The organism is Candidatus Yanofskybacteria bacterium, from assembly GCA_016181175.1.
Classification (GTDB): domain Bacteria; phylum Patescibacteriota; class Minisyncoccia; order 2-02-FULL-40-12; family IGHO2-01-FULL-4-A; genus 2-01-FULL-44-17.
The window spans coordinates 46,988-60,587 of record JACOZV010000004.1 but is presented as its reverse complement, the minus strand read 5'-3'; the positions used below and the strand labels follow the sequence as shown (position 1 = coordinate 60,587).

Genomic DNA, 13,600 nt, shown 5'->3' with positions numbered 1-13,600 from the left:
TATGAATTTTGAAATAATTTCTAAAACGGCAGATATTTTAGTCGGGATAACCGCAGTTGTTTCACTGTGGATTTCGATAAAAGCTATCAGAAAAGCAGATTGGAATTCTGCATTAAGTACAGTACCCAGCTTAATTTTGCGTCCATTAAGAATATGGGTTGGGGTTAGACATAGTGAAGTAGAGCATGGATATGGTGTGATGGATGCCGGAAGCATAATCCGTGCTGATGCGAATCATTTTGAAATAGTTTTTTCCATAGAGTTTGACTGTTTCAATTCTGGTCGCGGATCGGCTTTTAATATCTCCCAACCCAAAGCGACCGGTATGCCCATCGCAGAAGAAAGATATCATAAGGTGCCCCTCTATCAGACCACAGAGGATGAGTCATTTAGAATCAAACTTCAACTCATAAAAAATTTTAGAGAATGGTATGAAATGGCTGAATTTGCGATACCAGTATGTTTAGAAATTACATATATGAATGATCAGAACACTGTTTTTTGTAGATCTATTTGGAAAGCAGAAATAAGGCCATTCGATAAAGATGGTGAAAACTTAAAAGTTCGGGATACGCGCTTATTAAACCGCGTAGGTAGAATTCAATACTCTGCGCATTCTTATGCAAAGTAATTATCAAACAAAAAAATTAGGCGAACTTATTTCTTTTGCGAAAGGTAAAATGATGATTTCCGCAGCAGAAGCCGCAAAGGACACCTTGCCTTATATTGGCATTGAAAATTTAAGAAGTGGTCAATATACGCTTTACACTTCAGAAAATAACGGAGTTCGATGCGACAATGACGATGTTTTATTGGTTTGGGATGGTGCTTATGCCGGCACCGTTGGTATCGGTTTAAGAGGATTTGTTGGTTCCACGATTGCTAAAGTGGTTCATAACGAAACACTGGAAAGTCGATACCTTGCTTACCTTTTGCAATTTAATCAGCAAAAAATTAGATCAGCAGCGCAAGGAGCGGCAGTACCACATTTGAATAGAACCTTCCTTGAAAATTTACGAGTACCAATGCCGTCTTTAAATACCCAACAAGCAATTGCAGAACGTGTTGATTCTATCCGCGAAGCCCAAAAACTCAATGATGCGCTTATTGAAAAAACAGATCAGCTTTTTCAGTCGCTTTTGAATAAGATTTTTGGATCATCGTCAAAAAGCTGGAAGGAAGAAAAGATCGGTGCGTTAGTAGTCGATGTTACGAATGGTTTTGCCTTCCGTCCGGTTGGGAAGGGTATTGGACAAATCAGACCTAATAATATCGGCGATGACGGTAGTTTGAACTTTGATAGCATCAAGTATATTCCACAGGATTACCCACATGCGGAAACTTATTTCCTGAAGAGTGGTGATGTCCTATTTAATAATACAAACAGTATTAGTTTAGTTGGAAAAAGCGTTTACATAGACAAGGATTACAAGTATGTCTTTTCAAATCACATCACTCGGATTCGCACAAACGAAAAAGTATTAGATCCGCGCTACTTCTCTATATATCTTCAATACTTATATTCAACCGATAGATTTCGTTATCTATGCACGCCGTGGGTAAATCAAGCCGCAGTAAACTCTACCGCACTTAAAAAAATAAAAATCATGGTACCACCAACGACAGACCAGCATGCCATTGCCGAGAGGTTTAGTGCTATTAAAGAGTATAAAAAAGGACTTCTCGTTCAAAAAGAGAAGCTGAAGGAACTTTTTGATTCCGCCTTGTCAAAAGCGCTTGCTGGTGAGTTGGTAAAAGAGGGCGTGGCTGCTGTTCCTGTCAAAGCAAGTGTCTTTCCGGTGTGGCAAGCCATCGGAGCGGTGTTGCAACGTTTTGAACGTGGTGAAATGGTTGTGGCGAAGCTCTTATATCTCGCGCAGGAAGTTTACAGGGTACCGCTCGGCTTCAGCTTTACCTCGCAGAACTTCGGCCCCTACGATCTACAGATTAAGAAAGCCATCACCGCCGGCGCAAGTCCTCGCAATGGCTTCTTTCAGCAAAAAAACGGCGTCTATGGTTTAGGCGCTAACTCCGGTAAACTCTTCAAATACAACTCAAAAATCTTGAGCAACATGGAGTCCGTCCTTAATGATCTTATGCCGGCAATTAAAAACTCCACCAGCGCTCAAATTGAGTGCTTGGCAACCGTCTGCAAGGTTGTGCAGGATGCAAAAAGCGACGATCTCACAACGATCAATGACAAGATTCAAGCATGGAAACCAAACAAGTTTAGGAAAGCCGAAATCGAAGGCACGCTCAAGTTCATCAAATCAAAGGGCTGGAATAAGAAATTGATCAAATAGCATGAACCATGCCAAGACAAAGAACACAACAACCAAGAAGATACGAAACCTTTTCGGAGAACTTCCGACTTGGTAAAAGCCAGTACGAACTCGATTTTGTCGATGTTCCCATAAATAATGGGGATATTCCTTTGTTTATTGATCCTTATGCTCTTTCAAAGCGGAATGATAGGTGGTCAATCGATTGCCACAATCAGATCGTTAATTTTTTTCAAAGAGTTATCGACTTGATCAGAGCCGATAGAAAGGATGACGCAAAATACATGCTTTCAGGATTGCGAGAGCCGAATCAAACTCGTTTTGGTTTGTCTGTTGGAGGATCCCCGAGAGGTAGGGGTGTAGGAGGAGATCAGGCGAACGATTTATATGATGCGTTGGCTGAAAGCTCGGCTGTAAGAACTGGGTTTCTTAAAGATCTTGAAGAGTGCGAACTTCTTATCGAAGGCATCAGCCATGACAAGATATCTGACATGACCACTAACATTATTCGCGGAAAGTTAATCGAGTACACCCAAAACGAATGTATATTTTGGGGTATTACAATGCACAACGTACCAAGCGGCACTGTTTGGAATACGGTTCGTAATGAATGGACTAATGAGTATGTTAATCTTCCGGTGTGTAATGATAGAAATGTTTTACTTGTCCCTAAAGCAGTTGCGCGTTTTAGTTTGGAGTTTAGCCATCAGGAATACTATCAGCATTTCGTACTAAACTTTTTACAGGAAGAGCATTTAAGCGCGAACTCTGCCCTTGTGAGGGTGCTTAAAGATGGAACGCGTAGACCGCCTACAAAAAAGGCACTCAAAGAACTTCACCCTCATTCGAAGCAATTTCTTTACACTTTTTCGAAAGATCATCCGGAAGTTTTGCGACGATATCGCGACAGTAAACAGTACAATCTCGAAGAAATTAGTAACGAAGACATTGATGCTATAGGTGCACGCCCAGCTTTTGACTTCGATGCTCTAAAAGCAGAACTGGATCGTATAGATACTGGTGATGCTGACGCAGACAATTTCCATAACCATATTCAAGGGGCGCTCACTGCCATTTTTTATCCGTTTCTTATAAATCCGAAAAAGGAGCAGCCGCTACATGAAAGGAGAAAGAAAGTTGATATCGTTTTCGAAAACGCTGCAAAAAAAGGGTTCTTTTGGGAATTACCGCAGAACAAGCGAGTACCATCAAGCTATATTTTTGTTGAGTGTAAGAATTACTCATCTGATCCGGCTAACCCCGAACTCGACCAGTTGTCCGGTAGGTTTTCTACTAATCGTGGCAGATTCGGATTGTTAATATGCAGGAGTTTTACCAACAAGACGCGCTTCATTCAACGATGCAAAGATACAGCGTCCGACGATCGAGGTTTTATCATCGCGCTTGACGACGATGATATAAAAACACTCCTCGATTTAAGGAGAGATAATCAGATCAGAGCAATAGACACTTTTTTAGATGGGGCATATAGGAAGTTGGTAATGTAATTGTCATGACCACCAAGAAAAAAAGAAAACAGAAACCGTTACTTGTTGAGCTGCGCTATCACCAGCTTCCTTTAACTGAAGAAGGTCAGCGTAATCTTGATGACGCCTTCGCCATTCTCTTCGACGAAACACTTCGTCGAATCAAGGAAGAACCGGCGCGCAAACAAGGATCCTAAATGCAAAGTATTGTAAGCAGTAAAGTACCCGATTTTTTGGGCTGGAGTCGTCCGGTTCGAAAATTATTCAAAAAGGCAAAAAAGAGGGCAAAAGTTAGTCCACTAAAGTGAGTAAGTAGCGCATCTGCCTCAAAGAAACCAATGGATATGGGAAGATTTTAGACCAGTCCGTTGTTCGGAAAGCGGTTAGCCAAGCGAGCCAGTGTGAATGAAGGGAAGCGAGAGCTTCCTTTTGTGCTTTGTTTAAGCGGTTTTTATCCAGTTCTAACCTTTTGTAGACAAAGAACCCCGAGGGCCAGATTTTGATAGGCCAGGGAAGTAGTTTTTTAATTCACTATATTGTGGCCAGTAGCTGACATATCTGTTTAATAGCCACTTCTGGATCAGCAAAAGCCTTCTTTCAGTCATAGGCCATAAAGGCGTTTACCCACCTATCAAGTAGTTTCTGGTGTGTTGCGACCTGCCTCCGTCCTCAACTCGATCAAAAGCCCTAATGTTTAAGAAATTATCTCTAATTTTTATAATTAGTTTCTTGTTGAATTTAGTTTGGGAAAATCTGTATTCGTATCTGTATATCCATTATAAGGCAGGAGAGATAACTCAACTCATTTTATTGCGAGCTACGCTTTTTGATGCTTTTTTTATAACACTTTTAGCTGTATTATTTATAAGAATTTCATATTTTAGAGAAAGAAAATGGTATGCGTTAATATTCGGTGTTGTTGTTGCGGTTGTACTAGAACGTTTTGCTATCAGTAGCGGTCGATGGGCATATACTTCATTAATGCCGATCATACCCTTATTAGATACGGGGCTAACTCCAACTTTACAACTTGGCCTACTCTCTTACCTTATTTTTAAATGGCGGATATAATGAATACATGAAACCTAAAACCATATTCAGAATTTTGGAGTTTGTAATTTTCGGTTTAATATCCAACCTAGCCGACAACTTGTTGTCTTTATACTTCTTAACTGATCAAATAATAACCCCCCGTATTATGTTGGGCGCTATTGTTATTGTCATTCCGTTTGCTATATTGGAAGAGCTGATTGTCGATCATCCTAATTTTTGGCATAAGTTCTGCAAGATTTGTGGAATAAAGACAAATATTGAATAAATTATGTTTGAAGAAAAAATAAAAATAGTGGTTTTATTGGGAACTCTTAAGGTTGGCGATGGGCCATCTAATACAGACGAGCTTGTTGATAATCTTTTGAAGCATTTTAATGAATATGGAACAGAAATGGAGAAATTTCGTTTAGCCAATATGAATATCCCGGTTGGCCTGGGGGAAAAGATGTCTGATGACGACGACTGGCCCAAGATTGCCGATGCCTTGCGGAAAGCTGATATTGTTATTTTCGCTACCCCTATTTGGTGGGGCGGGCAATCAAGTTTGATTCAACGGGTTATGGAAAGGATGACTCATTTTGACGAGTCATATATTATGACCGGAAAATCTGATTTCTATCATAAAATTGCCGGTTTGATTATTACCGGTCACGAAGACGGGGTCCAACATATTGTTGGCAATTTATGCAATTTTTTGCAGTGGCTCGGATTTGTCATACCGCCCGAGAGTGTGGCGGAAGCATGGACCAAGATGCTGAAAAAAGGAGAATGAGCAAAGCCACCAAAGCAATGGTTGATGTGATGGCCCGTAATTTGATGAATTACGCTATGTTGGCTAAAAATCATAAAGACGAACTCAATGATTTTGAAAAAAAGCATTTTGCCGGGGTCGGTACCAGAGGCGGAACGGAAGTAACACCAAAATGAAAGAAACGCTCGGCGATAGATAAACGATGATTTTAATTTAAGCTGCCCAGGGGCAGTTTTTTGATGTTCAAGTTGTCCACAGTTGACGGCATATTTTTCAGGTAGTATACTTGAATAGTTGCTCAATTCTTCAAGTTGTGATAAGCTTATAGAATCAACCCATGGTGAGTTAATCGAATCCATGAATGACCAATACAAACAATTAGAACCAGCGGAAGTTTTTAGCCTCTTGTCCGACCCTACCAGGATCAGTATTTTTAAGGTTTTAATAGCAGAGAAAGAGCCTTGCGTAGGCAGGATATCTGAAATGACGAACTCATCTTTATCCGCCATCTCTCACCAGTTGAAAAAGTTAGAGCTTTTGGGTGTTGTTTCTAGGTGCCGTTATGGTCAGGAGATATGCTATTGCCTTAATAGAGATAACAAACTAACTAACCAGCTAATTAAACTTATAAAAACAGTTAAATGATAAAATGGGTTATAATTATTGTGTTATTGCTTGGAGTTGGCGGGTTTTATTTTTATAACCAATCGCGCCAGTTTAAACTGCCCAAAGGAGAGACCAAAGTTTTAGAAACAGCGCCGGCCAATTCTGATTTCAACATGCCAATATCAGACAGAAAAATTTTAATAACCGACGGGGTAAAACATTCCGTACCATTAAATGAAATTCTATCCGGCGGTCCGCCTAAAGACGGCATACCCTCAATTGATGACCCGAAATTTCTATCCACTAAAGAAGCGGATTCCGATTTTATCCTTATCAAATACTAGTTTGGCATGAGATTGTGAATGACACCGTTGGCAATCAACCAGTATTGGTCACGTATTGCCCCCTTTGTCTGACTGGTATTGTTTTTGAAAGAAAATTAGACGGTACGACAGTGGAATTTGGCACTTCCGGGAAGCTCTGGAAGTCCAACCTTGTTATGTATAACCGAACCGGTGACCCCCAAAAGGAATCTCTATGGTCACAGGTGCTCGGCGAAGCGATTGTCGGTGAGTTTACAGGAACGAAATTGAAAGTTATCCCATCCGATGTAGTCAGATACAGCGACTGGAAAAAACTGCATCCCGGCACAACCGTTCTTTCTAAAGACACGGGAACCATCAGAAGTTACGGCTACGATCCTTATGGCGATTATTACACCTCCAACGATGTTTCCTTCGGTGCATCCTTTAGCGATACCCGTCTGCACCCCAAAGAATTTGTTTTGGGAATTCAGATTGATGGAAAGTACAAAGCATATCATTCGGAAGCTCTGAAAGCCGGAGAGACAAAAGATACGTTCAGCGGAAAGCAGATTCTAATCCAGAAAAAAACGGAAGGAGAAGTGAGAATGTTTATCGGCGCAAACAAAAAACCGCTTCCATATATTGGAGGATTCTGGTTCAGTTGGTTAGCAGTTCATCCGGAGACGGAATTATATAAATAATTTGGCCCATCGAGCTGAGTTCAACCCATTAATAATTAAGAATGATGCTTTTTCTGAGTTGAAAATCAAAACAGAGAAACATCAGCTTAGTTTATCTAAACAGAATGGATCCATCAGTTTTTTTGAATGCCAATCTCGGTTTACTGATATTGAGATTGGCGGTAGCAATCATCTTTCTTTACCATGGCCTGCCAAAACTGATGAAAGCCGGCATGATGGGTCAGATGATGGGCATGTCCGGAGGTGAGGTATTCATGCTTGGTATGATTGAAGCCCTTTCTGGTATAGGTCTGCTCTTAGGAATTTATATACAGTTAGCATCCATCTTGCTGTCTATTGTCATGGTCGGGGCAATATATTTCAAGATGACAAAATGGAAAACGAGGTTTTCCGCGATGGATAAAACCGGTTGGGAGTTTGATTTTATATTGTTGGCATCTAACCTGGCGATATTCTTTACTGGCGGCGGATACTATAGGTTAATTCAGTAATTAAAATAACAAAACTATGGTTAAAGTAACAATATATACAACACCCACCTGCGCATATTGCAAGATGACCAAAGCTTTTTTCAAAGAGCATAATGTCGTCTACGAGGAAAAAGATGTGGCGTCAGATCACGCCGCAGCGGAGGAAGCAATGGAAAAATCAGGAGCAATGTCAGTGCCGGTTATTGATATTGACGGCACGATTGTTGTCGGCTTTGATAAGCCGCGGCTTTCGCAATTACTTGGGATAAAATAATAAGGAAGACGGTGCCCCCGCTTGCGGTTGCAAATAATGCACGAAATATGAAAAAAATTATTCCAATTATAGTCATAATTATTGCGGCGGTTTTGGCATTAGTTTTGCGCGATGGCAAAAAAGAAACATCAGTTTCAACGCCCTCAACCACGGAAGAACCGCAAGGCGAGCTAACAACGGGGACAAAGATCGGCAATCTCGCGCCCGATTTTGAATTAACAGATTATAACGGCAAGACCGTAAGGTTGTCTGATTTTCGCGGACAGAAACCGGTGTTCGTAAATTTCTGGGCGTCATGGTGTCCGTTTTGCGTTGAAGAGCTTCCGCTTATGGCCCGTGTTCAAAAACAATCCGGTGGCCAGTATGTTACTTTGGCGATTAACCGAGGCGAAGATCAGAAAACCGGCCAAAAATTCACGGACCAGCTTAGTCTAGCCGATGCCCTTGTTTTTCTTAACGATAAATCCGACTCTATCTATGGACGTTACGGAGGCTTTGCGATGCCCCACAGGCAGAGTTAATCCAAAAAATAAATAAAATAATCAAATAAACGATGATAGAATTTGGTATCGCATTAATACTTTCTTCATTTGTTGCCGGCGTATTTACTTTTTTCGCGCCCTGCACTCTACCGCTTGTGCCGGCGTTTTTGGGTGTGATTGCCGGCGTCGGGCCGGAAGAGCTGAACGATCCCGAGAAGCTAAAACGGTTACGTTGGAAAATATTCAGCAACGCTGTTTTCTATGTGCTTGGATTTTCACTGGTATTTATATTATTCGGCGTGGCTTTCTCATTCCTGGGTAAAATTTTTGTTATCCGGTTATGGCTTCAAAGAATCGGCGGTATCTTGATAATACTGTTCGGACTATTTTTGTCGGGATTATTAAAACTGCCATGGTTGAGCGCAGAGAAACAGATTCGATTGCCCAAGCTTTTTACTTCATCTAATAAGACAAACTCATTCGGTATCGGCGTGCTTTTCGCTCTCGGTTGGTCGCCCTGTGTCGGGCCGCTCTTGGGTTCTATTCTTTTCCTGGCATCCGGATCCGGTACGGTGGCGCAGGGCACATTTCTTTTGATGATGTTTTCTTTAGGGCTAGCCATACCTTTTTTGATTACTGCGCTTCTTATCGGCAAAGCGTTTACGGTTTTTGCCAAGTGGGGCCGAATGCTCAAGGTCATCAATGTTGTCGCTGGTATTTTTCTTATCGCGCTCGGCGCTCTCCTTATCAGTAACCAGTTCACGCCGGTTTTTAACCAATTCCGCGGTTGGTTGCTGCAATACCAGTTTTATGAAGAATATATAAATAGATTTTTATAAATTATGAAAAATAAATCTTTAATAACTTCGATAAGCATGATAGCAGGCGCTATCGGTCTGTCAGTGATACTGATTTTAGTTGGCGGAAAGGCCACCAATCAACCCACGGGAAATCATCTGGGCAACAGCGCGCCACGCCCGCAGCAGGCCGCGCAAATCGTTCCGGGCCCAACATCTCTTGAAGATAATGACGCCGTGCTTGGCAATCCCGATGCCCCTATAACATTGGTAGAGTTCGCCGATTATCAATGTACTTTTTGCACCAAGTTTTTTAACGAGACCGAATCAATTCTAATTGATAAATATGTTAAAACGGGAAAACTAAAGATTGTGTTTCGTGACCTTGTTATCAACGGTCGCGAGTCCCAAAATGCCGCTGAGGCGGCAGAATGCGCCGGAGAACAAGAGAAGTATTGGGATTATCACGATCGGCTTTATTCCGAACGCCGCGGTTACAATGTTGGAGTTTTTAAAAAAAATAATCTTATAAAATTTGCTTCTGATCTGGGGCTTGACACGGAACAATTCAGTTCTTGTTATGAATCAGGCAAATATCAGCAAGAAATAGCCAAAGACAGTCAAGATGCGGCTCGATTCGGCGCTCGCGGCACGCCCAACTTTTTTCTCAATGGCCGTCAACTTGTTGGCGCCCAGCCATATCAAGTTTTCGCCGGTTTAATAGATCAAATATTAACAAACGGCGGTCTGTAGGTTGAGCGTCTTAAAATAATAAAAAACCATGTTTACTAATAAAACCTTTAATAAAACCGGAGAAAAACAGGAGTCTGCCGAGACGGTATTCGCGGTCGGTAGTTTGGTAAAAGAAGCGGGAGAATATATATGCGTGCCTTGCGGAAGGAAACAATATTTTGAAAAAGGCGCGATGTTTACTAGCTGTTTTTCTTGCATGGCAAACAAAAAATACGAAGACGATAGATTTTTCCAAGATCTTGAACTATGGGAGAAGGTTAAGACTGCCTAAAAATGATGAATCTTCGCGTAATTTGTTGCGTGGAGATTCATTGTCACACATACTATGGCTTACGACCTAATTATTATCGGCGGCGGGCCGGCTGGAGTAGCGGCCGGGGTTTATGCGGCCAGGAAAAAACTAAAAACCCTTTTTATTGCCGATTCATTCGGCGGGCAATCAATCGTTTCCGATGATATTCAAAACTGGATTGGCGACCCCCATATTTCAGGATTCGACTTGGCTCAAAAACTGGAAACCCATATACGCTCATACCCAGAAATGGTTGAAATAAAATCTCCAGAGAAAGTAGTTAAAGTAAGCGCGATAGCATGCACCGATCCGGGAAGGACTTGCGATTTTGAAGTTGAGACCGATCAATCAAATAAATATCAAGGCAAGGCGTTGATTCTCGCTGCCGGTGCAAGGCGTCGAAAGCTAGGAATACCAGGAGAAGAACAGTTTAGCAGCAAGGGCGTCGCTTATTGCTCAACCTGCGATGCTCCACTTTTCCCAGGTAAAAAAGTAGCGGTAGTTGGCGGTGGCAATGCCGGACTGGAAGCGGTTCAGGACTTGATACCCTATGCCTCCGAGGTTTACCTCTTCAATAACTCTGACAAAATCAAGGGCGATGCCACCACGCTAGAAGAGATTAAAAAAAGCAATAAATTCAAGGGTTTGATATTAAACGCCGAGACTCTTGAAATAACAGGTGATAAATTTGTCTCTGGTCTAAAATACAGGGACAAACAAACAAAAGAAGAGGGGACAATGTCTCTGGATGGTGTCTTTGTAGAAATAGGTTCGGTACCAAACTCGGAAATAGTAAAGGGTTTGGTAGAACTTGATCAATGGGGGCAAGTAGTCATTAACCCGCGCCATGCTTCTACTTCCCATCCCGGTATATTTGCAGCCGGTGATATAACGAATGACCCCTATAAGCAAAATAACATCTCTGCTGGCGATGCGGTTAAGGCAGCTTTGGCAGCCTACAACTATCTGCTTCAGCGCCAGAAACAAAGCCCCGCAGCGGAGGCATTATAAATATGGTTAAAGTTTCGATACAAGAAGTCAAGCAATTATATCAATGTGAAGAATGCGGTTTTCACTACGTTGAAAAAGAACAAGCTGAAAAATGCGAAGCATGGTGTAAGGAGCATCATAGTTGTAATTTAGAGATTACCGCTCAAGCAGAGGAAAATAAGAATAATGATATAAAATAAGTTCGTGAGGGAATTTTTTAAAAAGATAGTGACGAGACTAGCCCCTATTCTAGGTGCTGGAGCAATAGGTGTCTGTCCGCTCTGCTGGATTGGTTCGGCTTCGCTTTTAACTTATTTAGGATTAGGTGCCTTAATACCAGTTTGGCGATGGATTGCTTTTGGTTTCATTACTCTTGGTGCAGTTGGCTTTATTTTGGACTACCGAGCGCATAAAAATCAAAAACCATTTATACTGCTTGTGATTGGGGCAATTCTTCTTTATGTCGGTCGCTATGTATTTGCCAGTACTTGGGGAATATGGCAGATTTGGGGAACGGGCGTTGGATTAATTATTACTGCTGTCATCTATAACAAATCGCTTTTCAGAAAACCAAAAATGCAAAACTAATTATGGTTGACGGTTTACTTTTCACTTTTCTGAACCTTACCCGAAATGTCGGGAGAGGATTACTTCGACAAGCTCAGTACAAGTCAAATCAAAGACAACAAGTATTTTGAATGCTTAATTGTTACATCCGGACACGGTAGAGCCTTGCGCCAATTATAGTTCCTGAAACTATCCACCCAAGCGAGCATTGTTTGACAATATACCACAAAAGTGGTATATTTTTTTAATGGGAGGTAACGCATGTCAAAAGAAGCGACAATCATGATTGGTAGTACCAAGTTAAATGAGGCTCAATCGATGGCAATTCGAGTAGCTGTGAGCAATATGCTCATGGAACTCCAGGAGCCAGGATATTGCCAAGAACTCGGAGAAATTGCTCCGCTTTACAAAGCCCGTCTATCTGAGGTTCAAGAAGAGATACACAGAGACATCAACAAGTAGGTTGTCCACGATGGGCTCGCTGGCCGAGAACGGTCATTTTTTATTTCGGCTTCTCTAATTTAGGCACATAATACGTCCGATAGTTTGCCCTAATCCATGTTCGAACGCAGTCAACAGTTCGGAGCCAGACAGGACAAAACGACACTTTCGTGTCGTTTTGTTTTTTTGTTCGTATAAATGATTTAAGATATAATTTAATTATGCGTTTAAATAATCTTACTAAGTTATTCATTGCAGTCGGCGTATCCGAACTTGCTGGTATTCTTGGTTCCGTGTTTACGATCTCGGCAATTCCAACCTGGTATGAGACACTCACAAAGCCGGCACTTAACCCACCGGCATGGGTATTTGGGCCGGCGTGGACAACACTTTACGCACTAATGGGTATCGCGCTTTTCCTTGTTTGGAAACAACATTCTAACATTCTGCAGAATGTTAGAATGTTGTGGATGTGGAAAATGGCCATCGCGGTGTTTTTTATCCAGTTATTCTTGAATGCTATCTGGTCAATTATTTTTTTCGGATTGCATGGTTCGACATGGCTCACCATAAATAATCTCGGTTGGGCATTTGTTGATATCGTAGCGCTCTGGTTTGCGATTGTCTGGACAATCGTTGTGTTTTACAAAATTTTCCATTCCGCGGCATATTTGCTAGTGCCATATATTCTCTGGGTGAGTTTTGCGGCCTATCTTAATTTTTCCATTTGGCAAGCCAATAAAACACCCGACACTGTTTTCTGTACGCAGGATGCTAAACTTTGTTCAGATGGATCGTATGTTGGTAGGACTGGACCAAATTGCGAGTTTGCGCTTTGTCCCAAGGAAGACTTAATCAAGGTTGAAAATGTCAAAGCTAATGATACTGTTTCAAGTCCCTTGACCGTGAAGGGCCAGGCTAGGGGTATTTGGTTTTTTGAAGCAAGTTTTCCAATTGTGCTGACGGATTGGGACGGAAGAATTATCTCCGAAGGGTATGCAATGGCGAAAAAAGATTGGATGACCGAGGACTTTGTTCCGTTTGAAGGAGTGATTGAATTTAAAAAGCCGGAATATATCGGTGACTTCAGCAGAAGGGGAGCACTTATTTTAAGAAAAGACAATCCTTCGGGTCTTCCTGAATATGATGATGCCATAGAAATACCGATATTGTTTGAGAATTAAAATGGCTAAAACGAAAGGGGGTGCATCTACATGATGGGTTATTGGGGAAACATGATGGGCTGGGGAGGCGGTTTTGGTTTGTTTGCATCACTTTTTTCAGCTGTTATTCTTATTGACTTAGTGCTTCTTGGTTTTTGGCTTTGGAAAAAGATAAAAGGCAAATAA

20 protein-coding genes are annotated in these 13,600 nt (G+C 41.6%); all 20 read left to right on the top strand.

Annotated elements, in window-relative coordinates:
• The first annotated feature begins 1 nt into the window (after position 1).
• The 20 genes from HYT61_03625 (at position 2) to HYT61_03530 (ending at position 13,435) form a co-directional block, all read left to right on the top strand.
• On the top strand, positions 2 to 631 hold the full coding sequence (locus HYT61_03625; GenBank protein MBI2063295.1) for a hypothetical protein: 630 nt from the start codon (positions 2 to 4) through the stop codon (positions 629 to 631).
• Entirely contained in the window at positions 621 to 2,303 is a 1,683-nt protein-coding gene (locus HYT61_03620) for a restriction endonuclease subunit S (GenBank protein MBI2063294.1), read from the top strand. Before HYT61_03625 ends, HYT61_03620 begins: the two co-directional genes overlap by 11 nt.
• Before the next feature lie 8 nt (positions 2,304 to 2,311).
• Positions 2,312 to 3,790, top strand: a complete 1,479-nt coding sequence (locus HYT61_03615) for a hypothetical protein (protein MBI2063293.1) — start codon at positions 2,312 to 2,314, stop codon at positions 3,788 to 3,790.
• Positions 3,791 to 3,795: 5 nt separating this feature from the next.
• Positions 3,796 to 3,966, top strand: a complete 171-nt coding sequence (locus HYT61_03610) for a hypothetical protein (protein MBI2063292.1) — start codon at positions 3,796 to 3,798, stop codon at positions 3,964 to 3,966.
• A gap of 1,124 nt (positions 3,967 to 5,090) precedes the next feature.
• On the top strand, positions 5,091 to 5,594 hold the full coding sequence (locus tag HYT61_03605) for an NAD(P)H-dependent oxidoreductase (protein MBI2063291.1): 504 nt from the start codon (positions 5,091 to 5,093) through the stop codon (positions 5,592 to 5,594).
• Entirely contained in the window at positions 5,591 to 5,749 is a 159-nt protein-coding gene (locus tag HYT61_03600) for a hypothetical protein (protein ID MBI2063290.1), read from the top strand. Before HYT61_03605 ends, HYT61_03600 begins: the two co-directional genes overlap by 4 nt.
• Before the next feature lie 181 nt (positions 5,750 to 5,930).
• A complete protein-coding gene (locus HYT61_03595) occupies positions 5,931 to 6,218 on the top strand; it encodes a winged helix-turn-helix transcriptional regulator (protein MBI2063289.1) in 288 nt (95 codons plus the stop codon).
• Positions 6,215 to 6,523, top strand: a complete 309-nt coding sequence (locus tag HYT61_03590; GenBank protein MBI2063288.1) for a hypothetical protein — start codon at positions 6,215 to 6,217, stop codon at positions 6,521 to 6,523. Before HYT61_03595 ends, HYT61_03590 begins: the two co-directional genes overlap by 4 nt.
• A gap of 14 nt (positions 6,524 to 6,537) precedes the next feature.
• Positions 6,538 to 7,185 (top strand): DUF3179 domain-containing protein, encoded by a 648-nt coding sequence (locus HYT61_03585; protein ID MBI2063287.1) that lies wholly within the window; start codon positions 6,538 to 6,540, stop codon positions 7,183 to 7,185.
• Positions 7,186 to 7,289: 104 nt separating this feature from the next.
• Positions 7,290 to 7,676 (top strand): DoxX family protein, encoded by a 387-nt coding sequence (locus tag HYT61_03580; GenBank protein ID MBI2063286.1) that lies wholly within the window; start codon positions 7,290 to 7,292, stop codon positions 7,674 to 7,676.
• A 16-nt stretch (positions 7,677 to 7,692) separates the two neighbouring features.
• Complete coding sequence (locus tag HYT61_03575) at positions 7,693 to 7,929, top strand: thioredoxin family protein (GenBank protein MBI2063285.1); 237 nt, start codon at positions 7,693 to 7,695, stop codon at positions 7,927 to 7,929.
• Between the two features lie 47 nt (positions 7,930 to 7,976).
• A complete protein-coding gene (locus HYT61_03570) occupies positions 7,977 to 8,450 on the top strand; it encodes a TlpA family protein disulfide reductase (GenBank protein ID MBI2063284.1) in 474 nt (157 codons plus the stop codon).
• A gap of 32 nt (positions 8,451 to 8,482) precedes the next feature.
• Positions 8,483 to 9,250 (top strand): cytochrome c biogenesis protein CcdA, encoded by a 768-nt coding sequence (locus HYT61_03565; protein MBI2063283.1) that lies wholly within the window; start codon positions 8,483 to 8,485, stop codon positions 9,248 to 9,250.
• Positions 9,251 to 9,253: 3 nt separating this feature from the next.
• Complete coding sequence (locus HYT61_03560) at positions 9,254 to 9,961, top strand: DsbA family protein (GenBank protein ID MBI2063282.1); 708 nt, start codon at positions 9,254 to 9,256, stop codon at positions 9,959 to 9,961.
• Between the two features lie 28 nt (positions 9,962 to 9,989).
• Positions 9,990 to 10,232 carry a hypothetical protein gene (locus HYT61_03555; GenBank protein ID MBI2063281.1) on the top strand — a complete coding sequence of 81 codons (243 nt, stop codon included), beginning with the start codon at positions 9,990 to 9,992 and terminating at the stop codon, positions 10,230 to 10,232.
• Positions 10,233 to 10,286: 54 nt separating this feature from the next.
• Positions 10,287 to 11,264 (top strand): FAD-dependent oxidoreductase, encoded by a 978-nt coding sequence (locus tag HYT61_03550; GenBank protein ID MBI2063280.1) that lies wholly within the window; start codon positions 10,287 to 10,289, stop codon positions 11,262 to 11,264.
• A gap of 2 nt (positions 11,265 to 11,266) precedes the next feature.
• Positions 11,267 to 11,443: a hypothetical protein gene (locus HYT61_03545; protein MBI2063279.1), complete on the top strand. Its 177-nt coding sequence runs from the start codon at positions 11,267 to 11,269 to the stop codon at positions 11,441 to 11,443.
• A gap of 28 nt (positions 11,444 to 11,471) precedes the next feature.
• On the top strand, positions 11,472 to 11,831 hold the full coding sequence (locus HYT61_03540) for a hypothetical protein (protein MBI2063278.1): 360 nt from the start codon (positions 11,472 to 11,474) through the stop codon (positions 11,829 to 11,831).
• A 240-nt stretch (positions 11,832 to 12,071) separates the two neighbouring features.
• Positions 12,072 to 12,272: a hypothetical protein gene (locus tag HYT61_03535; GenBank protein MBI2063277.1), complete on the top strand. Its 201-nt coding sequence runs from the start codon at positions 12,072 to 12,074 to the stop codon at positions 12,270 to 12,272.
• Positions 12,273 to 12,472: 200 nt separating this feature from the next.
• Positions 12,473 to 13,435 carry a tryptophan-rich sensory protein gene (locus HYT61_03530; GenBank protein ID MBI2063276.1) on the top strand — a complete coding sequence of 321 codons (963 nt, stop codon included), beginning with the start codon at positions 12,473 to 12,475 and terminating at the stop codon, positions 13,433 to 13,435.
• Positions 13,436 to 13,600 lie beyond the last annotated feature (165 nt).

Bases quoted from the DNA above. Each gene is read 5' to 3' on its own strand.
- HYT61_03580 (MBI2063286.1), top strand. From the start codon at position 7,290: ATGGATCCATCAGTTTTTTTGAATGCCAATCTCGGTTTACTGATATTG.
- HYT61_03595 (MBI2063289.1), top strand. From the start codon at position 5,931: ATGAATGACCAATACAAACAATTAGAACCAGCGGAAGTTTTTAGCCTC.
- HYT61_03530 (MBI2063276.1), top strand. From the start codon at position 12,473: ATGCGTTTAAATAATCTTACTAAGTTATTCATTGCAGTCGGCGTATCC.
- HYT61_03535 (MBI2063277.1), top strand. From the start codon at position 12,072: ATGTCAAAAGAAGCGACAATCATGATTGGTAGTACCAAGTTAAATGAG.
- HYT61_03550 (MBI2063280.1), top strand. From the start codon at position 10,287: ATGGCTTACGACCTAATTATTATCGGCGGCGGGCCGGCTGGAGTAGCG.
- HYT61_03600 (MBI2063290.1), top strand. From the start codon at position 5,591: ATGAGCAAAGCCACCAAAGCAATGGTTGATGTGATGGCCCGTAATTTG.
- HYT61_03575 (MBI2063285.1), top strand. From the start codon at position 7,693: ATGGTTAAAGTAACAATATATACAACACCCACCTGCGCATATTGCAAG.
- HYT61_03590 (MBI2063288.1), top strand. From the start codon at position 6,215: ATGATAAAATGGGTTATAATTATTGTGTTATTGCTTGGAGTTGGCGGG.
- HYT61_03570 (MBI2063284.1), top strand. From the start codon at position 7,977: ATGAAAAAAATTATTCCAATTATAGTCATAATTATTGCGGCGGTTTTG.
- HYT61_03565 (MBI2063283.1), top strand. From the start codon at position 8,483: ATGATAGAATTTGGTATCGCATTAATACTTTCTTCATTTGTTGCCGGC.
- HYT61_03615 (MBI2063293.1), top strand. From the start codon at position 2,312: ATGCCAAGACAAAGAACACAACAACCAAGAAGATACGAAACCTTTTCG.
- HYT61_03625 (MBI2063295.1), top strand. From the start codon at position 2: ATGAATTTTGAAATAATTTCTAAAACGGCAGATATTTTAGTCGGGATA.
- HYT61_03545 (MBI2063279.1), top strand. From the start codon at position 11,267: ATGGTTAAAGTTTCGATACAAGAAGTCAAGCAATTATATCAATGTGAA.
- HYT61_03620 (MBI2063294.1), top strand. From the start codon at position 621: ATGCAAAGTAATTATCAAACAAAAAAATTAGGCGAACTTATTTCTTTT.
- HYT61_03605 (MBI2063291.1), top strand. From the start codon at position 5,091: ATGTTTGAAGAAAAAATAAAAATAGTGGTTTTATTGGGAACTCTTAAG.
- HYT61_03560 (MBI2063282.1), top strand. From the start codon at position 9,254: ATGAAAAATAAATCTTTAATAACTTCGATAAGCATGATAGCAGGCGCT.
- HYT61_03610 (MBI2063292.1), top strand. From the start codon at position 3,796: ATGACCACCAAGAAAAAAAGAAAACAGAAACCGTTACTTGTTGAGCTG.
- HYT61_03555 (MBI2063281.1), top strand. From the start codon at position 9,990: ATGTTTACTAATAAAACCTTTAATAAAACCGGAGAAAAACAGGAGTCT.